This is a genomic window from Streptomyces sp. NPDC055506 (assembly GCF_053643595.1).
The window spans coordinates 25,864-48,715 of the sequence record NZ_JBSHKH010000027.1 but is presented as its reverse complement, the minus strand read 5'-3'; the positions used below and the strand labels follow the sequence as shown (position 1 = coordinate 48,715).

The following is a 22,852-nucleotide window of genomic DNA, read 5'->3' as shown; positions in this document are numbered from 1 at the left end:
CGGAACTGGCAGGCGGGAATCGTGAGGATCTTCGGCAAGGGACGGCACCGGCCCTCCGCCTCCTGGCGGCAGGCCACAGACCGGGCGTTCACACTTATCGGCGACGGCCGGTACGAGGACGCGGGCGCACTGTTGACACGTGCCGCCGACCTGGAGCCCTGGTTGTCCGAGTCGTGGTTCAACCTGGCCCTGCTGCACAAGTTCCGGCACGACTGGGAGCAGGCGCGGGCGGCGGGCCTGAGGGCCGTGGCCCTGCTCGACCGGGACACCGGCGCGCCCGACTGGTGGAACGTCGGCATCGCAGCGACCGCACTCCAGGACTGGCCGCTGGCCCGGCGCGCCTGGCAGGCCTACGGGCTGCGGATGCCGGGTTCCGCCATGGCCGCCGGCGAGCCCGTCGGCATGGATCTCGGCAGCGCGGCCGTACGGCTGTCCCCGGAGGGGGAGGCCGAGGTCGTGTGGGGGCGGCGGCTGGATCCCGCGCGGATCGAGGTGCTGTCCATTCCGCTGCCGTCTTCGGGGCGGCGCTGGGGCGAGGTCGTCCTGCACGACGGGGTGCCGCACGGGGAGCGGACCACGGCCGCCGGGCACACCTACCCGGTGTTCGACGAGATCGAGCTGTGGGCGCCGTCGCCGGTGCCGACGTGGGTGGTGCTGCTGGAGGCGGCGACCGAGGCGGACCGGGACGCGCTGGAGCAGCTGGCGGGGGATGCCGGGTTCGCCGCGGAGGACTGGTCCTCCTCGGTGCGGTTGCTGTGCCGGATGTGTTCCGAGTCCCGGATGCCGTCGGACGAGGGGGACGGGGAGCATCTCGATCCGCATGATCACAGTGAGCCGGGGCATCCCGGGCCGCTGGGGCATCGGACGGACGGGCAGCTGTGGGTGCCGGAGCGGGAGTGCGGGTTGGCTGCGCCGGCGTCTCTTGTGCGGGGGCTGCTGGACGGGTGGGTGGCTGACAGTCCGGATTCTCGGGACTGGCGGGATCTGGAAGAGGTCTGTTAGCGCCGTTGTCGTGTGCGGCGCCGTCGTGGTTCTTCGCGCAGTTCCCCGCGCCCCCAAGAAAAAAGGGGCGTCCGACACCGGCGTAACCTGTATCAGCATCCCAGCTTGGATTTGTTCAGGAAGGCGTACGTAACGTCATGGCTCAGCAGGACACCGATCAGCAGCACGCGGGCGTGCTCCCCGTCGATGACGAGGGGTACGTGATCGACACGGAGGACTGCGAGGAGCGCGAGGCGGCCTGGCGGGAGCGGGGGACCTCGCGGCCGATCACGGTGGTCGGGAACCCGGTGCTGCACAAGGAGTGCAAGGACGTCACCGAGTTCGGCGAGGAGTTCCAGCAGCTCGTCGCGGACATGTTCGCCAGCCAGCGCACCGCCGAGGGCGTCGGCCTGGCCGCCAACCAGATCGGTGTCGACCTGAAGGTCTTCATCTACGACTGCCCCGACGACGAGGGCCTCCGGCACACCGGCGTGGTCTGCAACCCCAGGCTCGTCGAACTGCCCGCCGAGAAGCGCCGGCTGGACGACAGCAACGAGGGCTGTCTGTCCGTGCCCACCGCGTACGCCCCGCTCGCCCGGCCCGACTACGCCGAGGTGACCGGGCAGGACGAGAAGGGCAACCCGATCAAGGTCCGTGGCACCGGATACTTCGCTCGGTGTTTGCAGCACGAGACCGACCACCTCTACGGCTACCTGTACATCGACCGGCTCTCCAAGCGGGAGCGCAAGGACGCGCTGCGGCAGATGGCCGAGAACGAGCCTCGCTACCCCGTGGTCGCGAACGACTGAGACCTCACGAGCACCAGGCGAACGGCGTCTGTTCGGGAATCCCGTCCTGAACAGACGCCGTTCGCCTGTGCCGTTCGTCTGTCCGTCGCACGTTCGATCGCTTCTGCTCTCCTGGTGATCCGCTACCAGTCACACACCGGGAGGATCCCGGCACTGTGGGGTAGTGAATGGAGCAAATGCGTTCCCAGAACGGTCAGTTGTAGTGCTGAATGGGATGAGCGGGGTATGCAACGGCGCACGCCCGGCACGAAGGGAGGGGCGCCCGCGCCAACTGGCGGCTGAGAGGGGTTAGTTCGTGCAAGCTTTGCCAGACGGCACCACATCGACACCGACCACCATCGCAGTTCCACCGTCGCTCTCTCTACCGGTGATCGAGGCGGCGTTTCCCCGGCAACTCCACCCGTATTGGCCGAAGTGCCAAGAGAAGACCCGGGCCTGGCTGCTCGAAAAGCGGCTCATGCCCGCGGACAAGGTGGAGGAATATGCCGACGGCCTTTGCTACACCGACCTCATGGCCGGGTACTACATCGGTGCCCCCGACGAGGTCCTCCAGGCGATCGCGGACTACAGCGCCTGGTTCTTCGTCTGGGACGACCGGCACGACCGCGACATCGTGCACGGCCGTCCGGTCGCCTGGCGGCGGCTGCGGGACCGGCTGCACACGGCCCTCGACTTCCCAGGGGCGCATCTGCACCACGAGGACCCACTGGTCGCCGGGTTCGCGGACAGCGTGCTGCGGCTGTACGCGTTCCTGCCGAGGACGTGGAACCTCCGGTTCGCCCGGCACTTCCACGCGGTGGTCGACGCGTACGACCGGGAGTTCCACAACCGCACCCACGGAATCGTGCCCACGGTCGACGAATACCTCCGGTTGCGCCGGCTCACCTTCGCCCACTGGATATGGACGGACCTCCTGGAGCCGGCCGCTGGATGTGAAATACCCGACCCCGTCCGGAAACACCCGGCATACCGGCGGGCAGCGCTGCTGAGTCAGGAATTCGCCGCCTGGTACAACGACCTCTGCTCCCTTCCCAAGGAAATAGCGGGCGACGAGGTGCACAATCTCGGAATCAGTCTCATCACCCATGAGGGCCTGACTCTGGAACAGGCGGTAGTGGACCTGAGGCGCCGTGTCGAGAATTGCATCACTGAATTCCTCGATGTCGAACAGGAAGCATTACGGTTCGCCGACGACCTCGCCGACGGCACCGTGCGGGGAAAGGAACTGAGCGCCGCCGTGCGGGCCTGTCTGAGCAATATGCGCAACTGGTTCAGTTCGGTCTACTGGTTCCACCACGAGTCCGGCCGGTACATGGTCGACAGCTGGGACGACCGGTCCACGCCCCCGTACGTCAACAACGAAGCGGCAGGTGAGAAATGACCGTCGAGTCCGTTCAACCCGAAGCCCTGGCTCCGGATCTGCGTGAGCCGCCCCGGGCGGGCGGCTCAGTCCCCGGCCTCGGCCACGGCTGGAAGCTCGTGCGTGACCCGCTGGCGTTCATGTCCCGGCTGCGCGACCACGGTGACGTGGTCCGCCTCAAGCTCGGGCCGAAGACCGTGTACGCCGTCACCACCCCGGAGCTCACCGGCGCACTGGCGCTGAGCAACGACTTCATCATCGCCGGGCCGCTCTGGGAGTCCCTGGAGGGCCTGCTCGGCAAGGAGGGAGTGGCCACGGCGAACGGGCCGCGGCACCGGCGCCAGCGGCGCACCATCCAGCCCGCCTTCCGGCTCGACGCCATCCCCGCCTACGGGCCGATCATGGAGGAGGAGGCGCACGCGCTGACCGAGCGCTGGAAGCCCGGCGAGACCGTCGACTGCACCTCCGAGTCCTTCCGGGTGGCCGTGCGCGTCGCGGCCCGCTGTCTGCTGCGCGGCGACTACATGGACGAGCGGGCGGAGCGGCTGTGCGTCGCGCTCGCCACCGTCTTCCGCGGGATGTACCGGCGGATGGTGGTCCCGCTCGGGCCGCTCTACAAGCTGCCGCTCCCGGCCAACCGCGAATTCAACCGGGCATTGGCCGATTTGCATCTCCTGGTCGACGAGATCGTCGCCGAGCGTCGGGCATCCGGTCAAAAGCCGGACGATTTGCTGACGGCATTGCTGGAGGCGAAGGACGAGAATGGCGACCCCATCGGGGAACAGGAGATCCACGATCAGGTCGTCGCGATCCTCACCCCCGGCAGCGAAACCATCGCCTCCACGATCATGTGGCTGTTGCATATGCTCGCGGAACACCCGGAACAGGCGGACCGGGTGCGTGACGAAGTAGAAGCCGTCACCGGTGGGAGGCCGGTGGCATTCGAGGACGTCCGGGGACTCAGGCACACCAACAATGTCGTCGTCGAGGCCATGCGTTTGCGCCCCGCCGTCTGGATTCTGACGCGCCGGGCGGTACGGGACACGGAACTCGGCGGATACCGGATTCCGGCCGGGGCGGACATCGTCTACAGCCCGTACGCGATCCAGCGCGACGCGAAGTCGTACGGCCGGCATCTCGACTTCGACCCCGACCGCTGGCTGCCGGACCGCGTCAAGGACATCCCGAAGCACGCCATGAGCCCGTTCAGCACGGGCAACCGCAAGTGCCCGAGCGACCACTTCTCGATGGCGCAGCTGACGCTGATCACGGCGGCGCTGGCCACGAAGTACCGGTTCGAGCAGGTGGCCGGTTCGAACGACGGCACCCGCGTCGGCATCACGCTCCGGCCGCACGACCTGCTGCTGCGGCCGGTGCCGAGGTGAGGGGCCGGTGACCGTCAGGCCGCTTCGGGGCCCCTGAACGTGCGCCGGTAGGCGTTCGGAGTGGTGCCCACCGCCCGCACGAAGTGGTGGCGCAGCGTGGCCGCGTTGCCGAACCCCGTTCGGCCGGCGATCGCGACCATCGTCTCGTCCGTCGCCTCCAGCAGCCGCTGGGCCAGCAGCACCCGCTGGCGCAGGACCCAGCGGTAGGGAGTCGTCCCCGTCTCCTGCTGGAAGCGGCGGGCGAAGGTGCGCGGGGACATATGGGCGTGGGCGGCGAGCTGCTCGACGGTGACCTCCTCGTCGAGGTGGCGCTCCATCCACGCCAGCACGTCTCCGATCGTGTCACCCTCGGAGTGGGGCAGCGGGCGCTCGATGTACTGGGCCTGGCCTCCGTCGCGGTGCGGCGGCACCACCATCCGCCGGGCGATCTTGTTGGCGACCTCGGTGCCCTGCTCCTTGCGGACCAGGTGGAGGCAGGCGTCGATCCCGGCGGCCGTGCCGGCGGAGGTGATCACCGGGTCCTCGTCGACGTAGAGCACGTCCGGCTCGACGACCGCTCGGGGGTACTGCCGGGCGAGGTCCCGCGCGTGCTTCCAGTGCACGGCGCAGCGGCGGTCGTCCAGCAGCCCGGCGGCGGCCAGCACGAAGGCGCCGGAGCAGACGCTGAGCACTCGGGCGCCGCGGCCGACGCCGCGCCGCAGGGCGTCCAGCAGTTCGGGCGGGAACGAGCGCGTCGCGTAGCTGTGCCCGGCCGGCACCGCGATCAGGTCGGCCGTCTCCAGCCGCTCCAGGCCGTGCTCGGCCTGGAGCGAGAAGCCCGAGTTCATGCGCAGGGACGGGCCCTCGGCCGAGGCGACCGCGAAATCGTAGACCGGCAGGCCGTCGTCGCTGCGGTCGGTGCCGAAGACCTCGCACACCACACCGAGTTCGAAAGGATTCACGCCGTCGAGCAGGACGACGGCCACGTTCTGGAGCATGCCTCCAGTGTGCCTCGCCGGTGGCAGTAATTCGAGGGTCTACGGCAGTACTGCCACTGACGGTAAGGAGTCATCGGCGCGACAGTGGTGTCCATGGAAACGAACCAGGCACAGACACTCATCGCAATGATCTTCGTACTCGGGACGCTGGTCCTCCTGGTCCTCCCGTCAGTGATCGGCATCGTGCGCGACAGGCGCGTCGACCGTCAGATCAGGGAGGCCCAGGAGGCCAGGGAGCGCGAGCGGGCTCAGAAGTCCTCGTCCAGGTCGACGGTGCCCTCCACCGCCACCTGGTACGCCGAGGGGCGCCGCTCGAAGAAGTTGGTCAGCTCCTGAACCCCCTGGAGCTCCATGAAGGAGAAGGGGTTCTCGGAGCCGTACACCGGAGCGAAGCCGAGCCGGGTGAGCCGCTGGTCGGCAACGCACTCCAGGTACTGCCGCATCGACTCGGTGTTCATGCCCGGGAGGCCGTCACCGCACAGGTCGCGCGCGAACTGCAGCTCGGCCTCGACGGCCTCCCGCAGCATGTCCGTGACCTGCTGCTCGAGCTGGTCGTCGAACAGCTCCGGCTCCTCCTTGCGGACGGTGTCGACCACGTCGAAGGCGAAGGACATGTGCATCGTCTCGTCCCGGAACACCCAGTTGGTGCCGGTGGCCAGGCCGTGCAGCAGGCCCCGGCTGCGGAACCAGTAGACGTAGGCGAAGGCACCGTAGAAGAACAGGCCCTCGATGCACGCGGCGAAGCAGATCAGGTTCAGCAGGAAACGGCGGCGGTCGGCCTGGGTCTCCAGCCGGTCCAGCTTCTCCACCGAGTCCATCCACTTGAAGCAGAACCCGGCCTTCTCGCGGATGGAGGGGATGTTCTCCACCGCGTCGAACGCGGCGGCACGGTCCTCCGGGTCGGGGAGATACGTGTCGAGCAGCGTCAGATAGAACTGGACGTGCACGGCCTCCTCGAAGAGCTGCCGGCTCAGATACAGCCGCGCCTCGGGGGAGTTGATGTGCTTGTACAGCGTCAGCACCAGGTTGTTCGCGACGATCGAGTCGCCCGTGGCGAAGAAGGCGACCAGCCGGCCGATCAGGTGCTGCTCCATCGGGGACAGCTTGGCGAGGTCGGCGACGTCCGAGTGGAGGTCTACCTCCTCCACGGTCCAGGTGTTCTTGATGGCGTCCCGGTAGCGCTCGTAGAAGTCCGGGTAGCGCATGGGGCGCAGGGTGAGCTCGAAGCCGGGGTCGAGAAGGTTCTGGGTGGTCATTACTGGCAGGCCTCGCAGGACTCGGGGTTTTCCAGGGAGCAGGCGACCGCTTCGGGATCCGGGGTGGTGGCCTGCGCGGGGACAGCGGCCTGGGCCGCGCGGGCGATGCGGGTCGCCGGGCGTGAACGCAGGTAGTACGTCGTCTTCAGCCCGGCCTTCCAGGCGTACGCGTACATCGAGGAGAGCTTGCCGATGGTCGGCGTCTCCATGAAGAGGTTCAGGGACTGGGACTGGTCCAGGAACGGCGTCCGGGCCGCCGCCATGTCGATCAGACCGCGCTGCGGGACCTCCCACGCCGTGCGGTAGAGCGCCCGTACGTCCTCGGGGATCCAGGCGAACTCCTGCACCGAGCCGTTCGCCTCGCGCAGCGCCTCCCGGCTGCGGGCGTCCCATACGCCGAGCCGCTTGAGCTCGTCCACCAGGTAGGAGTTGACCTGGAGGAACTCACCCGACAGCGTCTCGCGCTTGAACAGGTTGGACACCTGCGGCTCGATGCACTCGTACACGCCCGCGATGGAGGCGATAGTGGCCGTGGGCGCGATGGCGAGGAGCAGGGAGTTGCGCATGCCGGTCGTGGCGATGCGCTCGCGCAGGGCCGCCCAGCGCTCGGGCCAGGTCAGCTGCACGTCGTAGTGGTCGGGGTGCAGCACGCCCCTGGCCGTACGGGTCTTCTCCCAGGCCGGCAGCGGGCCGTTGCGCTCGGCGAGGTCGGCGGAGGCCTCGTACGCGGCGAGCATGATCCGCTCGGCGATACGGGTGGAGAGCGCCTTGGCCTCGGGCGAGTCGAAGGGCAGGCGCAGCTTGAAGAAGACGTCCTGCAGGCCCATGGCCCCGAGGCCGACCGGACGCCACCGGGCGTTGGAGCGGCCCGCCTGCTCGGTCGGGTAGAAGTTGATGTCCACGACCCGGTCGAGGAACGTGACGGCCGTACGGACGGTCTCGTCCAGCCGCTCCCAGTCGAGATCGCCGGTCGATGTGTCGACAAAGGAACCCAGGTTGACCGAGCCCAGGTTGCAGACCGCCGTCTCCCCGTCGCTGGTGACCTCCAGGATCTCCGTGCAGAGGTTGGAGGAGTGGACGACGTGGCCCGGCTCGGCCGTCTGGTTGGCGGTGCGGTTGGCGGCGTCCTTGAAGGTCATCCAGCCGTTGCCGGTCTGCGCCAGGGCGCGCATCATGCGGCCGTACAGCTCACGGGCGGGCAGGGTCTTCTTCGCCAGGCCCTTCGCCTCGGCCTCCCGGTACGCGGCGTCGAACTCCTCGCCGTACAGGTCGACCAGCTCGGGCACGTCCGCGGGGGAGAACAGCGACCACTTCCCGTCGGCGTTCACCCGCCGCATGAACTCGTCCGGCACCCAGTGCGCCAGGTTCAGATTGTGCGTACGGCGGGCGTCCTCGCCGGTGTTGTCGCGCAGCTCCAGGAACTCCTCGATGTCGGAGTGCCAGGTCTCCAGATAGACCGCGGCCGCGCCCTTGCGGCGACCGCCCTGGTTCACGGCGGCGACCGAGGCGTCGAGGGTCTTCAGGAACGGGACGATGCCGTTGGAGTGGCCGTTGGTGCCGCGGATCAGCGAACCGCGCGCACGGATGCGGGAGTACGACAGCCCGATGCCGCCCGCGTGCTTCGACAGCCGCGCCACCTGGTGGTACCGGTCGTAGATCGAGTCCAGCTCGTCCTTGGGGGAGTCGAGGAGGTAGCAGGACGACATCTGGGGGTGCCGGGTGCCGGAGTTGAAGAGGGTGGGGGAGGAGGGCAGGTAGTCGAGGCGGCTCATGAGCCCGTAGAGCGCGGCGACCTCGTCGACGGCCTGTGCCGTGTCGTCCTCGGCGAGCCCGGCGGCGACGCGCAGCATGAAGTGCTGGGGCGTCTCGACGACCTTGCGGGTGATCGGGTGGCGGAGCAGGTAGCGGCTGTGCAGCGTCCGCAGGCCGAAGTAGCCGAAGCGGTCGTCGGCGGCCCGGTCGATCAGCGCGTCGAGCCGGGCGGCGTGGACGCGCACGAACTCGGCGGTCCGGTCGGCGATCAGTCCCTCCCGGTGGCCGACCGCGACGGACTCGGTGAAGGACGTGACGCCCTGGGAGGCGGCCTCTTCGCGGATGCCGATCGTCAGCAGGCGCGCGGCCAGCCGGGAGTAGGCGGGGTCCTCGGAGATGAGGCCGGCGGCCGACTCCGTCGCGAGCTCGCGCAGCTCCGTCTCGTCCGCCCGCGCGGACCGCCCGCGCAGCGCGGCGGCGGCGACCCGGCCGGGGTCGGCGTCGGGGAGATCGGCGGTCAGCTCGGTCAGGGTCCGCAGCAGCGCGGCACCGGGACCGTCGTGCTCTTCTTCGGAAGCTGAGACCGGTTCGGCTGGCGCGATGGTCACGTGGGGCTCTCCCTCGCTCGGCAAGGGGCCTCGCGCAGGGCAGGGGGCAGCACACGAGCGCACACGGCGTCGCGTCCACCGGCCCATTCCACGAGGCCCGGACGTCAGGGCACCCCGGCCGGACGGCCGGGTGCGCTGTCGGCAGGTCCTCGGACTGACTCCCGTGCATGACGTTTCTGGGAACAGACATGCACAAGTACACCGTTGCGGGACAGTTCCGGATTCGCACCGGATTCCCCTGCGGCGACAGCGAGCACGAGCATACATCTTGTGCCGGGTTCGGGCGGCACCCCCAGATGTTGTGTCGTGCTGGTTTCAGAGCGTCAACTGGTAGGTGAGGAGAGTGATGTCCGCCAGGTGCGGGATCGGGTTCCAGTCGCGCTCGGGAGTGCGGGTGAAACCCAGGCGTTCGTAGATGCGGTGGGCTGCGCGCATGGTGCGCTGGGTCGACAGCACGATGCGGACGCAGCCGGGCGTGGCCCGTGCGCGGTCGATGCAGGCGGATACGAGGGCCTCGCCGGTGCCGCGGCCGCGGGCGGCGTGCGAGACCGCGAGCATTCGTATCTCGGCCTCTCCCGGGCCGGCTATGTCGGCCATGGGGCCGCCGGACGGTACGAAGGTGACGCCGCCGAGGAGGGTGTCGTTCTCGACGGCGACCAGAACGTCGGCTGCGGCTGCGCGTCTGGCGACGTCTCGCAGTTCGTGGAGGTACGCGTCGCTCTCGCCGAAGTCGAGAAGGCCGTCGGCGAGGTAGGCGTGGGCCGTCAACTCGCCGAGGGGGCCGTACTCGGTGGGTTTCACTCGCCGGATCAAGGTGTCCATGGCGTGAGTGTGTACGACAGCGGGCCGCCGGTGTGGTTGATCACCGGCGGCCCGCTGCGGGCGTATGTGCCCGGTCCGTTCTAGTGGGCGGAGCCCGCCGTGGCCGGCGGCAGTTCCACCTGCACCCCGGGGTCGCCCGCGTCCGCCGTGTAGTCCTCCGGCTTGGTCTCGTCGATGCCGTCGGGGGCCTTGAGGGCCTTCAGGGCGAAGGTGAGGACCACCGTCACCACCACGTTCAGGACGAACGCCGTGAGGCCGATGTAGCCGATCTCGCCGATGCCGGGGATCTCCTTCGAGGAGCCGCCGAAGTGCTTCTGGGTCGGCGAGGCGACCCCGTACGCGGCGGCCGTGCCGTAGATCATGCCGACCGCCCAGCCCGCGAGCAGTGCCCAGCGGTGGAACCAGCGGGTGAACAGGCCGCCGACCAGGGCCGGGAAGGTCTGCAGGATCCAGATGCCGCCGAGCAGCTGGAAGTTGATGGCGACGGTCTTGTCCATGGTGAGGACGAAGGCCAGCGCGCCCACCTTCACCAGCAGGGAGACCAGTTTGGAGACCTTGGTCTCCTGCGCCGGCGTGGCGTCCGGCTTGAGGAAGTCCTTGTAGATGTTGCGGGTGAAGAGGTTCGCGGCCGCGATGGACATGATGGCCGCCGGCACGAGCGCTCCGATGCCGATCGCCGCGAAGGCCACGCCGGCGAACCAGTCCGGGAACATCGTCTCGAACAGCTGCGGGATCGCCAGCTGCCCGTTCTGCACCTTGATCCCGGCCGCGATCGCCATGAAGCCGAGCAGCGCGAGCAGGCCCAGCATCAGCGAGTACAGCGGCAGGATCGTGGTGTTGCGGCGGATCACCTCACGGCTGCGCGAGGACAGCGTCGCCGTGATCGAGTGCGGGTACATGAACAGCGCGAGCGCGGAGCCGAGCGCGAGGGTGGCGTACGTCCACTGCCCCGCCTCCGGCGGCACCAGCGCACCGCGCGCCGCCCCCGTCGCCGGGTTGGTCTGGCTGTACGCGTCGCCCGCCTTGGCGAAGATCTCGTCGAAGCCGCCCAGCTTGATCGGGATGTAGATGATCGCCACCGCGATGACGATGTAGATCAGGGTGTCCTTGACGAAGGCGATCAGCGCCGGGGCCCGCAGGCCCGAGGAGTACGTGTAGGCCGCCAGCACACCGAACGCGATCAGCAGCGGCAGGTCCTTGATGAACCAGTTGGTGTCCTCGCCGCCGCCGACGCCCATCACGTCCAGCACGGCCTGGATGCCGACGAGCTGGAGCGCGATGTACGGCATGGTCGCGAGGATGCCGGTGACGGCCACGGCCAGCGACAGGCCCTTGGAGCCGAAGCGGCCGCGCACGAAGTCGGACGTCGTCACGTACCCGTGCTTGTGGGACACCGACCACAGGCGGGGGAGGAAGGTGAAGATCAGCGGGTAGACCAGGATCGTGTACGGCACCGCGAAGAAGCCCGCCGCGCCCGCCGCGTAGATCGCCGCCGGTACGGCCACGAAGGTGTACGCCGTGTACAGGTCGCCGCCGAGCAGGAACCAGGTGACCCAGGTGCCGAACGACCGGCCACCCAGGCCCCACTCGTCGAGGCTGTGCTCGTTCTCGGCCTTGCGCCACCGCGCGGCCAGGAAGCCCATGACCGTGACGAGCAGGAAGAAGAAGATGAAGACGGCGAGTGCGACGCCGTTCACGCCGTCCTTCACCGCGCACCTTCCTTACGGGCGCGCTGGTCACGCTGCCACAGCTTGTAGGCGATCATCGTCAGCGCGGTGGAGATGAGCACCCACGCCATCTGGTACCAGTAGAAGAACGGTATGCCGATGAAGGCCGGGTCGGTCTTGGCGTAGGAGCCGACCCACAGCATGGCCACGAAGGGCGCTAGGAGGCAGACGCCGATGACGACGCGCATCGGCGTCACCACCGGACCTCTACTGGCTTCTGGGGCTTGCGACATCAGGCGGCTCCGTCCCCTCAGTGATCACCTGTGCAATGCGCAGGCAATCTAGGTCAGGGTGCGGCGGGAACGGAACCCCTCGTCCGCAATGCGACACCCAATAGAAACCGGGGCTCACCAGCGGTCCGCGTCGTGCGCTACTCGACAGGCCGCTTCAGCCGGGCCACGAACTTGTACCGGTCCCCCCGGTACACCGACCGCACCCACTCCACCGGCTGCCCCTCCCGGTCCAGCGAGTGCCGGGACAGCATCAGCATCGGCAGGCCGACATCCGTGCCCAGCAGGCCGGCCTCGCGCGGGGTGGCCAGCGACGTCTCGATGGTCTCCTCGGCTTCCGCGAGATGGACGTCGTAGACCTCGGCGAGCGCGGTGTAGAGGGACGTGTACTTCACCAGCGACCGGCGCAGCGCGGGGAAGCGCTTGGCGGACAGATGGGTGGTCTCGATGGCCATCGGCTCGCCGTTGGCCATGCGCAGCCGCTCGATGCGCAGCACGCGTCCGCCGGGCGTGATGTCGAGCAGGCCTGCGAGGCGGTCGTCGGCGGTGATGTAGCCGATGTCCAGCAGCTGCGAGGTGGGTTCCAGGCCCTGGGCACGCATGTCCTCGGTGTACGAGGTCAGTTGGAGCGCCTGGGAGACCTTGGGCTTGGCGACGAACGTGCCCTTGCCCTGGATGCGCTCCAGACGGCCTTCGACGACCAGCTCCTGCAGCGCCTGGCGCACGGTCGTGCGCGAGGTGTCGAACTCGGCGGCCAGCGTGCGCTCGGGCGGGACCGGTGTGCCGGGCGCCTGTGTGTCCGTCATGTCGAGCAGGTGCTTCTTCAGGCGGTAGTACTTGGGCACGCGTGCGGTACGGACGGGCGCCCCGTTCTCGTTCTCCGCACTGCTGACGTCGGTGCTCATGCTCCGCCTTCCCGGCTCGGTCTGCCGACACGATCCCACTTGTATACCGTCGGCGCCGCTTTTGGTCTAGTCCACAACATCCAGTGGTCTACCTGAAGTATGGCGTGTACAGCCAGCATTTCGCTGGCTTATTACTTAAAGGTCCCTGCATATGTAGGTCGCATAACGGCTGGTCAGAGCCTTATCGGACCTCTTGACAGGTCTCGTGGTCCAGGCCAAGCTCCTCCCTACTGGTCTACACCAATGGTCCAGCTGAGGAGGGTGGCGTGAAGCGCAAGCTGATATCCGCGATCGGTATCGCGGGCATGATGGTCTCCATCGCGGCGTGCGGGGGCGAGGGCGGTGGTTCGGACAAGGGCGGCGCGGACGCCAAGGAGCTGACCGTCTGGCTCACCGTCGATGCCCAGAACAACTGGCCGCAACTGGTGAAGGCCGCCGACGCGGCGGTGCAGAAGAAGCACCCCGGTCTCAAGATCAACCACGAGTACTACGGCTGGCCCGACAAGAACGCCAAGCTCGACGCCGTCCTCGCCACCGACAAGGCGCCCGACGTGGTCGAGATGGGCAACACCGAGATGCTCGGCTACATGGTCAAGGGCGCCTTCGCTCCCCTGGACCCGGCGAAGTTCGACAACTCCGACGCCTGGCTGGACGGCCTCAAGGCCTCGGTCACCTACGAGGACAAGACCTACGGCGTCCCGTACTACGCCGGCGGCCGCGTCGCCAACTGGCGCAAGGACATCGCGGCTTCGGTCGGTGTGAAGACGCCCCCGAAGACCTACAAGGAGCTGACTGCCGCCCTGGACAAGATCCAGAAGAAGGAGGGCGGCAAGTACAACGCCTGGTACCAGCCCACCCGCGACTGGTATGCGGCCATGTCCTTCGTCTACGACGCCGGCGGCGCCATCGCCACCGAGTCGGGCGGACAGTGGAAGGCCTCTCTTTCCTCGCCCGAGTCCCTCAAGGGCCTGAAGGAGTTCAAGAACGTCGTCGACTCTTACATGCACGGCGACAAGACCAAGGACGAGTCCGACCGCTACATCGTCTACGGCCAGGGCAAGTCCGCCATGATCTTCGCCGCCGCCTGGGAGGGCGCGACCGCCGAGGACCCCAAGAACGACAAGACCGGCAAGCTCAAGGGCAACCTCGAGAACTTCGTGATGCCCGGCCCGTCCGGCAAGAACATGCCCGTCTTCCTGGGCGGCAGCGACCTCGCCGTGCCGGTGAAGTCCGACGCGCAGGACCTGGCCGCCGAGTGGATCAACGCCTACACCGGCTCCTCCGGGCAGAAGGGCCTGATGGCCAAGGGCAATCTGCCCAACAACAAGACCGACCTCGCGACGCTGAAGAACGACCCGGCGACGGCGGTCCCCGCCACCGCGGCCGAGTCCAACTGGTTCGTCCCGATGGCCCCCGGCTGGGGCCAGGTCGAGAAGGCGCAGATCCTGCAGACCATGCTGCAGAGCATCGGCACCGGCAAGAAGTCGGTCGAGGCCGCCGCCAAGGACGCGGACGTCGCGATCGACAAGGTCATCAACACGAAGTGACCTACGGGCGGGGCTCCCTCACCGGGCGGAGCCCCGCCGTCGTCACCGGGCGGAGCCCCGCCCCGTCAGACCTGAGGGACCGCCGAGGAGCACGCGATGAGTGCCGCAGACACCACCACCCCCGCCAAGGTGCCGCCACCACGACAGGCACCGCCACCCACCGCCGACGCGCCGCCACGGGTGAAGCGGCCGTCGGGTGGGGCCACGGCCCCCTGGCTGCTGCTCGCGCCCTGCCTGCTGATCCTCGCCCTGGTCATGGGCTATCCGCTGGCCCGGCTGGTCACCCTCTCCTTCCAGAAGTTCGGGCAGTCCCAGCTGTGGGGCTTCCAGCCTGCCGAGTCGGTCGGGTTCGACAACTTCGCCAAGGTGCTGGGCGACGGCGAGTTCTGGGCCGTCGTCCTGCGCACCATCGTCTTCGCCGCCGGGGCCGTCGTCTTCACGATGGTGATCGGCATGGCGCTCGCCCTGCTGCTCCAGCGGGTCTCCGGCTGGCTGAAGGTGCTCATCAACATCGTGCTGGTGGCGAGCTGGGGCATGCCGGTGATCGTGGCGACCACGGTCTTCAAGTGGCTCTTCGACTCGGACTACGGCGTCTTCAACGCGCTGCTCAGCAAGCTGCCCGGCGTCGAGATGATCGGCCACAACTGGTTCGCGAGCGGGCCCGAGGGCCTGGCCGTGATCATGCTGCTGGTGGTGTGGGGAGCGGTCCCCTTCGTGGTCATCACGCTCAGCGCGGGACTCACCCAGGTCCCGAAGGAACTTGAGGAGGCGGCCCGCCTGGACGGCGCCGGCTCCTGGGGCGTCTTCCGCTACGTCACCCTGCCCGTCCTCAAGCCGATCATCGTGATGCTCACGACCCTGTCGGTCATCTGGGACATGGGCGTCTTCCCCCAGGTGTTCGTCATGCGCAACGGCCACCCCGAGCCGGAGTTCCAGGTCCTCAACACCTACTCCTACGACCGGGCGTTCGTGGTCAACGACTACGCGCAGGGCTCGGCCATCGCGCTGATCACCGTCCTGCTGCTGCTCGGCGTGGTCGCCGTCTACATGCGGCAGATGCTGAAGATCGGAGAGGTCGAATGAGCACGCTCGCCGGAGCCGGCCGCCGTAAGTCGCGGCTCGGCTGGAACCTCCTCGGCCTCCTGGTCTTCGTCGTCGTCGGCTTCCCGCTCTACTGGATGCTCAACACGGCGTTCAAGCCCGCCAAGGACGCCATCGACCCGGACCCGAGCCTGCTGCCCACCGGCATCACCTTCGCCAACTTCGGCCGGGCGCTGGACATCGCCGACTTCTGGGGCCCGGTGGGCCGCAGCCTGGTGGTGTCGCTGGCGGTCGTCGTCATCGGCATGGTCGTCGGGCTGCTCGCCGCGCTCGCCATCTCCCGGTTCGCCTTCCGCGGCCGGAAGATCGTGATCGTGGGCATCCTGGCGGTCCAGATGGTGCCGCTCGTCGCCATGATCATCCCGGTGTTCCTGCTGCTCAACGACCTGGGCCAGTACGACCGGCTGACCGGCCTCATCATCACGTACCTGACCTTCATCCTCCCGTTCACGGTGTGGACGCTGCGCGGCTTCATCGTCAACATCCCTAAGGAACTGGAGGAGGCGGCCATGGTCGACGGCTGCTCCCGCACGGGCGCCTTCCTCCGGGTCGTCTTCCCGCTCCTGGCCCCCGGCATGGTCGCCACCTCGGTCTACGGCTTCATCCAGGCCTGGAACGAGTACCTCTACGCCCTGATGCTGCTCAGCCAGAAGAACCAGACCGCGACCGTCTGGCTCGGCAACTTCACCACCAAGCACGGCACCGAATACGCCCCGATGATGGCCGGCGCCACGATGATGGCCGTGCCCATCGTCGCCCTCTTCCTCCTCGTCCAGCGCAAGATGGCCGCGGGCCTGACCGCGGGCGCCGTGAAGGGATGACCCCACCCGATGACGACACTCGCCAGCGGTGCCGACACGCTCACGCGTGACGCCCTGACGGTTCTCCAGCCCGGCTTCACCGGCACCACCGCCCCCGACTGGCTGCTGCGCCGGCTCGGTGAGGGCCTCGCCTCCGTCGGTCTGTTCGGCCGCAACATCGCCTCGCCCGGCCAACTGGCCGCGCTCACCGCGCAGCTGCGGGCCGAGCGCGACGACGTCCTGGTCGCGATCGACGAGGAAGGCGGTGACGTGACCCGCCTGGAGGTGCGGTCCGGCTCCTCCTTCCCCGGCAACCACGCGCTCGGCGCGGTCGACGACGTCGAGCTGACGCGAGCCGTCGCCCACGAACTGGGCCGCCGCCTCGCGGCCTGCGGCGTGAACCTCAACTGGGCCCCCTCCGCCGACGTGAACTCCAACCCGTCCAACCCGGTGATCGGCGTCCGCTCCTTCGGCGCCGACACGGCCCTGGCCGCCCGGCACACCGCCGCCTACGTCGAAGGCATCCAGTCGGCCGGGGTCGCAGCCTGCACCAAGCACTTCCCCGGCCACGGCGACACGGCCGTCGACTCCCACCACTCCCTCCCGCACATCGACGTCCCCGCGGACGTGCTCGCCGACCGCGAACTCACCCCGTTCCGCGCTGCCATCGCCGCCGGCACCCGGGCCGTGATGAGCGCCCACATCCTGGTCCCGGCCCTGGACCCCGACCACCCGGCCACACTCTCCCGGCGGATCCTGACCGGCCTGCTGCGCGGCGAACTCGGCTACGACGGCCTCATCGTCACCGACGGCATGGAGATGCGGGCCATCGCGGGCACCTACGGCATCGAACGCGGCAGCGTCCTCGCCGTCGCCGCCGGAGCCGACGCGATCTGCGTCGGCGGCGGCCTGGCCGACGACGCGACCGTACTGCGGCTGCGCGACGCCCTGGTCACGGCGGTACGCGCGGGCGAACTGCCGGAGGAACGCCTCGCCGACGCCGCCGACCGGGTACGCGCCCTGGCCCGCTGGACGGGCACGGCAGCCCCCGCACCCGAGGCCCCGCACGCCGACGAGATCGGCCTGCGTGCCGCCCGCCGTGCCCTCACGGTCACCGTCGCTCCGGGCCTGGAGCGCCCGGAGAGCTTCAAGCCCCTCACCGAGCCGCCCTACGTCGCCGCCCTCACCCCCGTCGCCAACATCGCGGTCGGCGACGAGACCCCGTGGGGCGTCGCCGCGGAACTCATCCACCTCCTGCCGGGCACCGTGACCGGCAGCTTCTCCGCCGGGGACGGCAAGGACGGCAAGCACGGCGGCGACGGCCCTACCGACACGGACGGCGGCGACGGCAGGGTCGACACGGACGGGAAGAGCGGGGCGAGCGCCGGACGCGCGGCACTCCAGGCGGCCGGTCCGCGCCGCATCGTCGCCGTCGTCCGCGACGAACACCGTCACCCCTGGATGGCCTCGGCCCTCGACACCCTCCTGGCCGCCCGCCCGGACACCGTCGTGGTCGAGATGGGCGTCCCCCAGGCCGCCCCGCGCGGCGCCCTGCACATCGCCACCCATGGCGCGGCCCGCGTCTGCGGCCGGGCGGCAGCCGAGGTGATCACCGGTCTCACCGGGGTCAGCGGGTTGTAAGGCTGCATCCGAATGTAGTACTTCTTATACATGAGCGAGCAGGTGCACAACAGGTTGGCCATGGTGCGTGCCGAACGGAAGGTGTCGCGCCAGAGCCTGGCCGAGGCAGTGGGAGCCCACTACCAGACCATCGGCTACATCGAGCGAGGGCAGTACAACCCGAGCCTCGACCTGGCGCTGAAGATCTCGAAGTTCTTCGGCCTGCCGGTCGAGGCCGTGTTCTCCCTCGAACCGTTCCGGCCGCTCACGGACGAGGTCTACGGGAGGAACCAGCCATGACGACGACACGCCTGACCCGCTACGACCGGAGCATGCTGCGGCTGATGAACGACCGCCGGGGCCAGGCCTGGTACGCCACGGCGGCCCGCCGACGTCTGGCCGTCGCGGCGCACATCACCCTCACCGTGGCCCTCGGCGGACTGATGACCCACTTCTTCCTCGCCGAGGGCGAACCGCTGTGGCCCGTCGTCGCGATGGCCGTACTGCTGCTCCCGTGGATGATTGCGACCGGCGTCATCAACGGCGCCACCAGGGGCCTGCTGGAGCTGCGCGAACGCGTTCTGGACGAGCGGCAGTCGGCGGAACGCAGCCGCGTCCTGGCCCGCGCCCACCGCATGACGACCCTGCTCCTCGCGGCAGCCATAAGCGCCCTGCTCGCGGCGGGCCTCGCCGACGGCGACGCCCCAAAGGCCTACGCCGCGCCCCTGCTCATCGCCGTCTTCGTCGTCCACTGGGTGATGCCACTCTGGGTCGCCGGCCTGCGTGCCCAGGACGAACCGGCCGAGGACGACGTACCGGAACGCGAGGCCCCCGCGCCCGCGGCATGAACCGAACGAAAAGGGACTGCGCCGACAGGCCCCTAGATCCCCTGCCACTCCGGCTTGTTGACGTATGTGTGCCGGAAGTAGTCCGCCAGCTTCAGCTTCGACGCGGCGGCCTCGTCGACGACGACGGTCGCGTGTGGGTGGAGCTGGAGCGCGGACGCGGGGCACACCGCGGCCACCGGCCCCTCCACCGTCGCCGCGACCGCGTCCGCCTTGCCCTCGCCGGTGGCGAGCAGCACCAGGTGCCGGGCCTCCAGGATGGTCCCGATGCCCTGGGTGATCACGTGATGCGGCACCTGATCGATGTCGCCGTCGAAGAACCGCGCGTTGTCGATCCGGGTCTGCTCGGTCAGCGTCTTGATCCGGGTCCGCGACGCCAGCGACGAGCACGGCTCGTTGAACCCTATGTGCCCGTCGGTCCCGATCCCGAGCAGCTGAAGGTCCACACCCCCGGCGTCCGACAGCGCCTTGTCGTACGCCTCGCACGCGGCCTGCACATCCTCAGCGGTGCCGTCCGGGCCCGTGAACCGGCCCATCCCTATCCCGAGCGGCTCCAGCACCTCACGCCGCAGCACCGAGCGGTACGACTCCGGATGGTCGGCGGGCAGCCCCACATACTCGTCGAGCTGCGCGATCCGCGCCTCCGCGACATCCACGGCACCGGAGAGCACCTTGGTCGCCAGCGCCTCGTACACGGGCAGCGGCGTCGAGCCCGTCGCCACACCGAGCAGCGCGTCGGGCTTGCGCCGGAGCAGCTGGGCCATGGCCTCGGCGATGAGCTCGCCGCCCGCCTTGGCGTCCGGAACGATGACAACTTCCACGCTGGGCCTGCCGATCTGAGAGGAGTGCTCGACTGGGACTGGACCCTCGAAGGGGCATGTGGTTTAGACCAATCTAACAGAGCGGGGCTGCTGCTCCCAGGGTGTACGCACTCGCTCCCGGGCAGCCGGCACGACTGTGCCGACCAGGCCTCGACCAGGTGAACAGTGCCGGTCCCGCGGGGGCGTTCTCCGGCCCGGGGGAGTGGAATGGGAACTGCCGACGCCCCGCCACGGAAGGAACCCGCCATGACCGCCGCCACACCGGACCCCTTCAGCGACATCCCGGGCCGGACCATGGCCAGGGAGATGGCGGAGCAGCCCGCAGTTCTGCGCCGGATCCTGGCCGACGGCGCCCCCGCCATCCGGGACGTGGCACGGCGGATCGCCGCCCGCACACCCCGCTTCGTCCTGCTGACCGCCCGCGGCACCTCGGACAACGCCGCGCTCTACGCCAAGTACCTACTGGAGATCCGCCTCGGCCTGCCTTGCGGACTCACGTCGATGTCCACCACCACGGCCTACGGCGCCCGCCCCGACCTCACGGACGTCCTCGTCGTCACCGTCAGCCAGTCCGGCGGCTCCCCGGACCTGGTCGCCTCGACCCGGGCCGCCCGCGAGGCCGGCGCGATCACCCTGGCCGTCACGAACAACCCCGACTCGCCGCTCGCCGACGTCTCCGAGTACCACATCGACATCATGGCCGGACCGGAGAAGGCGCTCCCCGCGACCAAGACCTACACCGCCTCCCTCCTCGCGCTCTACCTGTTCGTCGAAGGCCTGCGCGGCGGCGACGGCGGCCCCGCGCACGTCCTGCCGGACCTCGCCGGGCAACTGCTCGCCCGGCAGGACGAGGTGCGCACCCTCGCCGCCCGCTACCGCTTCGCCCAACGCATGGTGATCACCTCGCGCGGCTACGGCTACCCCACGGCCAAGGAGGCCGCCCTCAAGCTGATGGAGACCAGCTACATCCCCGCCCTCTCCTACTCCGGCGCCGATCTGCTGCACGGTCCGCTCGCCATGGTGGACAACGTCTCCCCGGTCATCGCCGTGGTCACCGACGGCAAGGGCGGCGAAGCGCTCCAGCCCGTCCTCGACCGGCTGCGCGGTCGCGGCGCCGACCTGGTCATCATCGGCCCCGGGCACCAGGTCGAGCAGGCGTCGGCCGGCTTCGCCCTGCCGACGGACGGCGTGGCCGAAGAGGTGCAGCCCGTTCTGGAGATCATCCCCCTCCAACTCCTCGCCTACGAGGTCACCATCGCCCGTGGCCAGGACCCGGACGCGCCTCGCGCCCTGGCGAAGGTGACGGAGACGCGCTGAACCACGGGGACGCACGGGCGCTGGGGGAGTTGCCTCGGTCCTGACCGCCGTCGCGCGAAGCCGGCTTGGGTGCGGGCGAGCGTGCCGCCCCCGAGGTCGCCCGCGCCCCGCTACGTCAGGGACCCCCCCGTCACATCAACCCAGCTCCCCGTCACCCACCGGCCCCCGTCCGAGGCCAGGAACGCCACCACGTCGGCGACCTCGGCGGGCTCGCCCACTCCGCCCAGAGCCGATATCGCCGCGGCCTTCGCCCAGCCGTCGGCACTTCCGTGGAGCAGTTCGGCCGTGTTGTCCGTCTCGATGATCCCGGGCGCCACCGAGTTCACCGTGATGCCCCGAGGGCCCAGCACCTTGGACAGGTCCCGTGAGAGGACGTCCAGTGCGCCCTTCGTCATCGCGTACGCCACGTTGTCCGGCATCGCCGCCGTCCGAGCCAGGCCCGACGAGATGTTGACGACCCGGCCACCGTCCCGCAGTCGCGTCATACCGTGCTTAAGGATGAAGAACGGCGCCTTCACGTTGACCGCGAAGACCTCGTCGTACTCTCGCTCTTCCAGTTCCCCGATCGGTCGTGCCTTCCCGATCCCCGCGTTGTTCACCAGGATGTCGAGCCCGTCCGCGTGCCGGTCGAACTCCTCCCACAGCGCCTCGGCGTCGCCCGGTACTCCGAGCTCGACGCCCACCGTGAACGCCGAGCCGCCCGCCGCCTCGATCGCCGCGACTGTCTCCTTCGCCGCCGCCTCGCTCCTGCCGTAGTGCACCGCGACCCGAGCGCCGTCGCGCCCCAGTCGCTCGGCGATCCCTCGCCCGATGCCCCTGCTCGCCCCCGTGACGAGTGCCGTCCGGCCCGTGAGCACGCCCATGGCTGCGCCCCCTTCGTATTTTCCTAGTGGTCGCTACAAAAAAACCGTACAGCAGCCCGCCGACATTTCTCTAGTGCCCGCTATAAAATGCACCCCATGGTGAACGGCGACGACACGACCGCGAAGACCGAGAGGCATGCCACCGCGGACACCCGGAAGGTGGAGACCGCCGGCGAGGGCAAGAAGAAGGGCAGGCCTCGCGGCCGCCCCCGCTCCTTCGATCGCGGGACCGCGCTGGAGAAGGCCCTGCTGGCCTTCTGGGAGCACGGTTACGAGGCCACGTCCGTCTCCGATCTCACCCGCGTCATGGACATCGGCGCCCCCAGCCTCTACGCGGCCTTCGGCGACAAGCGGTCCCTCTTCGGGGAGGTCGTCCGCGTGTACGGCACGGGGCACGGCTCGTTCACCGACCGCGCCCTCGCCGAGGAGCCCACCGCCCGGGCGGCCGTCGAACGCGCGCTGCGCGAGGCCGCCACCGCGTACACGGAACCCGGCCACCCGCACGGCTGTCTCGTCGTCCACGCCGCCACGAACTGCTCGGACACCGAGGTCGAACAGTCGCTGCGGGACCGCCGCAACGCCAACATCGCCGCGTTCGAGAGCCGCATCAGGGCCGATGTCGTCGCCGGTGTGCTGCCCTCGGCCACCGACGCCTCCGCCCTGGCCCGCCATGTCGGGGCGATGATCCAGGGCATGTCACAACAGGCGCGGGACGGGGCGAGCCGGGAGGAACTGGAGGCGGTCGCGAAAATTGCCATGACCATCTGGCCCCGCACAGGAACCCACAAGGGTTAGGCTGCATGGTGGACGCCAGTACGTCCGATGCGCGGAAGACAGCACAACAACGAACAGCCTCCAACGCATGGACACCCCCTAGTGGTCTAGTCCACAATGCGTACGAGGGCGCTTGCGAAGCGCGTACAAGCCTCCGTCTTCCCCGCACAGGAGGACGGACCGAGGAACCGAGGCTCTCTGCCCTGACTGCCCCGGGTCCTCATCCTTCGGCCGACCGGGACCGCACACCCCACGGCCGATGCTGCTCCGGGCTGCGGTGCCGGGAGGGTTGAGGGTCCCTCTCAGGCGCCGCGGCCCGCGGGTGTTTCCGGGCCCGGACGGGATCCGAACA

Annotated in this window: 21 protein-coding genes and 1 riboswitch; of the genes, 12 read left to right on the top strand and 9 right to left on the bottom strand. The window is 69.2% G+C overall.

Going from position 1 to position 22,852, the window contains the following annotated elements:
• Positions 1-21 precede the first annotated feature (21 nt).
• The 4 genes from ACWIF2_RS13440 to ACWIF2_RS13425 all read left to right on the top strand — a co-directional run bounded on the left by ACWIF2_RS13440 (position 22) and on the right by ACWIF2_RS13425 (position 4,535).
• A complete protein-coding gene (locus tag ACWIF2_RS13440) occupies positions 22-1,002 on the top strand; it encodes a tetratricopeptide repeat protein (RefSeq protein WP_399024470.1) in 981 nt (326 codons plus the stop codon).
• Positions 1,003-1,139: 137 nt separating this feature from the next.
• Positions 1,140-1,790, top strand: a complete 651-nt coding sequence (gene def / locus ACWIF2_RS13435; protein ID WP_454360343.1) for a peptide deformylase — start codon at positions 1,140-1,142, stop codon at positions 1,788-1,790.
• A gap of 295 nt (positions 1,791-2,085) precedes the next feature.
• Positions 2,086-3,171, top strand: a complete 1,086-nt coding sequence (gene cyc1 / locus ACWIF2_RS13430) for an epi-isozizaene synthase (protein WP_454360341.1) — start codon at positions 2,086-2,088, stop codon at positions 3,169-3,171.
• Positions 3,168-4,535 (top strand): bifunctional albaflavenone monooxygenase/terpene synthase, encoded by a 1,368-nt coding sequence (locus ACWIF2_RS13425; RefSeq protein WP_454360339.1) that lies wholly within the window; start codon positions 3,168-3,170, stop codon positions 4,533-4,535. The genes cyc1 and ACWIF2_RS13425 overlap by 4 nt, the downstream gene beginning before the upstream one ends.
• A 14-nt stretch (positions 4,536-4,549) precedes the next feature.
• On the opposite strand, the gene ACWIF2_RS13420 is transcribed toward ACWIF2_RS13425, so the two are convergent.
• The 7 genes from ACWIF2_RS13420 to ACWIF2_RS13390 form a co-directional block, all read right to left on the bottom strand.
• Positions 4,550-5,512 carry a GlxA family transcriptional regulator gene (locus ACWIF2_RS13420; protein WP_454360337.1) on the bottom strand — a complete coding sequence of 321 codons (963 nt, stop codon included), beginning with the start codon at positions 5,510-5,512 and terminating at the stop codon, positions 4,550-4,552.
• Between the two features lie 248 nt (positions 5,513-5,760).
• Complete coding sequence (locus ACWIF2_RS13415; protein WP_454360335.1) at positions 5,761-6,768, bottom strand: ribonucleotide-diphosphate reductase subunit beta; 1,008 nt, start codon at positions 6,766-6,768, stop codon at positions 5,761-5,763.
• Positions 6,768-9,128, bottom strand: a complete 2,361-nt coding sequence (locus ACWIF2_RS13410; protein WP_454360333.1) for a ribonucleoside-diphosphate reductase subunit alpha — start codon at positions 9,126-9,128, stop codon at positions 6,768-6,770. The genes ACWIF2_RS13415 and ACWIF2_RS13410 overlap by 1 nt, the downstream gene beginning before the upstream one ends.
• A gap of 123 nt (positions 9,129-9,251) precedes the next feature.
• Positions 9,252-9,391, bottom strand: a riboswitch (cobalamin riboswitch).
• 52 nt (positions 9,392-9,443) lie between these two features.
• Complete coding sequence (locus ACWIF2_RS13405; RefSeq protein ID WP_454360332.1) at positions 9,444-9,950, bottom strand: GNAT family N-acetyltransferase; 507 nt, start codon at positions 9,948-9,950, stop codon at positions 9,444-9,446.
• 80 nt (positions 9,951-10,030) lie between these two features.
• Positions 10,031-11,659, bottom strand: coding sequence for a monocarboxylate uptake permease MctP (mctP, locus tag ACWIF2_RS13400; protein WP_454360330.1), 1,629 nt, complete (start codon positions 11,657-11,659; stop codon positions 10,031-10,033).
• Entirely contained in the window at positions 11,656-11,910 is a 255-nt protein-coding gene (locus tag ACWIF2_RS13395; RefSeq protein ID WP_454360328.1) for a DUF3311 domain-containing protein, read from the bottom strand. Before ACWIF2_RS13395 ends, mctP begins: the two co-directional genes overlap by 4 nt.
• A gap of 137 nt (positions 11,911-12,047) precedes the next feature.
• Entirely contained in the window at positions 12,048-12,812 is a 765-nt protein-coding gene (locus ACWIF2_RS13390; RefSeq protein WP_454360326.1) for a GntR family transcriptional regulator, read from the bottom strand.
• A 266-nt stretch (positions 12,813-13,078) separates the two neighbouring features.
• On the opposite strand from ACWIF2_RS13390, the gene ACWIF2_RS13385 reads away from it, so the two are divergent.
• The 6 genes from ACWIF2_RS13385 (at position 13,079) to ACWIF2_RS13360 (ending at position 18,728) form a co-directional block, all read left to right on the top strand.
• Positions 13,079-14,359 carry an extracellular solute-binding protein gene (locus tag ACWIF2_RS13385; protein WP_454360324.1) on the top strand — a complete coding sequence of 427 codons (1,281 nt, stop codon included), beginning with the start codon at positions 13,079-13,081 and terminating at the stop codon, positions 14,357-14,359.
• A 96-nt stretch (positions 14,360-14,455) separates the two neighbouring features.
• Positions 14,456-15,442 carry a carbohydrate ABC transporter permease gene (locus tag ACWIF2_RS13380; protein WP_454360322.1) on the top strand — a complete coding sequence of 329 codons (987 nt, stop codon included), beginning with the start codon at positions 14,456-14,458 and terminating at the stop codon, positions 15,440-15,442.
• Positions 15,439-16,281: a carbohydrate ABC transporter permease gene (locus tag ACWIF2_RS13375; RefSeq protein ID WP_454360320.1), complete on the top strand. Its 843-nt coding sequence runs from the start codon at positions 15,439-15,441 to the stop codon at positions 16,279-16,281. The genes ACWIF2_RS13380 and ACWIF2_RS13375 overlap by 4 nt, the downstream gene beginning before the upstream one ends.
• Before the next feature lie 9 nt (positions 16,282-16,290).
• The gene (locus ACWIF2_RS13370; protein WP_454360319.1) at positions 16,291-17,901 is read left to right on the top strand and encodes a glycoside hydrolase family 3 protein; all 1,611 of its coding nucleotides are present in this window, start codon (positions 16,291-16,293) and stop codon (positions 17,899-17,901) included.
• A gap of 30 nt (positions 17,902-17,931) precedes the next feature.
• Positions 17,932-18,180, top strand: a complete 249-nt coding sequence (locus ACWIF2_RS13365) for a helix-turn-helix transcriptional regulator (RefSeq protein ID WP_184590604.1) — start codon at positions 17,932-17,934, stop codon at positions 18,178-18,180.
• Positions 18,177-18,728 (top strand): hypothetical protein, encoded by a 552-nt coding sequence (locus tag ACWIF2_RS13360; RefSeq protein ID WP_454360316.1) that lies wholly within the window; start codon positions 18,177-18,179, stop codon positions 18,726-18,728. The genes ACWIF2_RS13365 and ACWIF2_RS13360 overlap by 4 nt, the downstream gene beginning before the upstream one ends.
• A gap of 32 nt (positions 18,729-18,760) precedes the next feature.
• Here ACWIF2_RS13360 and nagB read toward each other — a convergent pair whose 3' ends face one another.
• On the bottom strand, positions 18,761-19,546 hold the full coding sequence (gene nagB / locus ACWIF2_RS13355) for a glucosamine-6-phosphate deaminase (protein ID WP_454360314.1): 786 nt from the start codon (positions 19,544-19,546) through the stop codon (positions 18,761-18,763).
• Between the two features lie 246 nt (positions 19,547-19,792).
• On the opposite strand from nagB, the gene ACWIF2_RS13350 reads away from it, so the two are divergent.
• Positions 19,793-20,863, top strand: a complete 1,071-nt coding sequence (locus tag ACWIF2_RS13350) for an SIS domain-containing protein (RefSeq protein ID WP_454360312.1) — start codon at positions 19,793-19,795, stop codon at positions 20,861-20,863.
• A gap of 110 nt (positions 20,864-20,973) precedes the next feature.
• On the opposite strand, the gene ACWIF2_RS13345 is transcribed toward ACWIF2_RS13350, so the two are convergent.
• Positions 20,974-21,726, bottom strand: a complete 753-nt coding sequence (locus ACWIF2_RS13345; RefSeq protein WP_454360310.1) for an SDR family oxidoreductase — start codon at positions 21,724-21,726, stop codon at positions 20,974-20,976.
• 96 nt (positions 21,727-21,822) lie between these two features.
• On the opposite strand from ACWIF2_RS13345, the gene ACWIF2_RS13340 reads away from it, so the two are divergent.
• Positions 21,823-22,521, top strand: coding sequence for a TetR/AcrR family transcriptional regulator (locus tag ACWIF2_RS13340; RefSeq protein ID WP_454360308.1), 699 nt, complete (start codon positions 21,823-21,825; stop codon positions 22,519-22,521).
• Positions 22,522-22,852: the final 331 nt, after the last annotated feature.

What these genes read in the sequence shown, in the direction of transcription:
- def (WP_454360343.1), top strand. Translation starts at nt 1,140, where the DNA reads ATGGCTCAGCAGGACACCGATCAGCAGCACGCGGGCGTGCTCCCCGTC.
- ACWIF2_RS13425 (WP_454360339.1), top strand. Translation starts at nt 3,168, where the DNA reads ATGACCGTCGAGTCCGTTCAACCCGAAGCCCTGGCTCCGGATCTGCGT.
- ACWIF2_RS13420 (WP_454360337.1), bottom strand. Translation starts at nt 5,512, where the DNA reads ATGCTCCAGAACGTGGCCGTCGTCCTGCTCGACGGCGTGAATCCTTTC.
- ACWIF2_RS13415 (WP_454360335.1), bottom strand. Translation starts at nt 6,768, where the DNA reads ATGACCACCCAGAACCTTCTCGACCCCGGCTTCGAGCTCACCCTGCGC.
- ACWIF2_RS13405 (WP_454360332.1), bottom strand. Translation starts at nt 9,950, where the DNA reads ATGGACACCTTGATCCGGCGAGTGAAACCCACCGAGTACGGCCCCCTC.
- ACWIF2_RS13395 (WP_454360328.1), bottom strand. Translation starts at nt 11,910, where the DNA reads ATGTCGCAAGCCCCAGAAGCCAGTAGAGGTCCGGTGGTGACGCCGATG.
- ACWIF2_RS13390 (WP_454360326.1), bottom strand. Translation starts at nt 12,812, where the DNA reads ATGAGCACCGACGTCAGCAGTGCGGAGAACGAGAACGGGGCGCCCGTC.
- ACWIF2_RS13380 (WP_454360322.1), top strand. Translation starts at nt 14,456, where the DNA reads ATGAGTGCCGCAGACACCACCACCCCCGCCAAGGTGCCGCCACCACGA.
- ACWIF2_RS13375 (WP_454360320.1), top strand. Translation starts at nt 15,439, where the DNA reads ATGAGCACGCTCGCCGGAGCCGGCCGCCGTAAGTCGCGGCTCGGCTGG.
- ACWIF2_RS13370 (WP_454360319.1), top strand. Translation starts at nt 16,291, where the DNA reads ATGACGACACTCGCCAGCGGTGCCGACACGCTCACGCGTGACGCCCTG.
- ACWIF2_RS13365 (WP_184590604.1), top strand. Translation starts at nt 17,932, where the DNA reads ATGAGCGAGCAGGTGCACAACAGGTTGGCCATGGTGCGTGCCGAACGG.
- ACWIF2_RS13360 (WP_454360316.1), top strand. Translation starts at nt 18,177, where the DNA reads ATGACGACGACACGCCTGACCCGCTACGACCGGAGCATGCTGCGGCTG.
- ACWIF2_RS13350 (WP_454360312.1), top strand. Translation starts at nt 19,793, where the DNA reads ATGACCGCCGCCACACCGGACCCCTTCAGCGACATCCCGGGCCGGACC.
- ACWIF2_RS13345 (WP_454360310.1), bottom strand. Translation starts at nt 21,726, where the DNA reads ATGGGCGTGCTCACGGGCCGGACGGCACTCGTCACGGGGGCGAGCAGG.
- ACWIF2_RS13340 (WP_454360308.1), top strand. Translation starts at nt 21,823, where the DNA reads ATGGTGAACGGCGACGACACGACCGCGAAGACCGAGAGGCATGCCACC.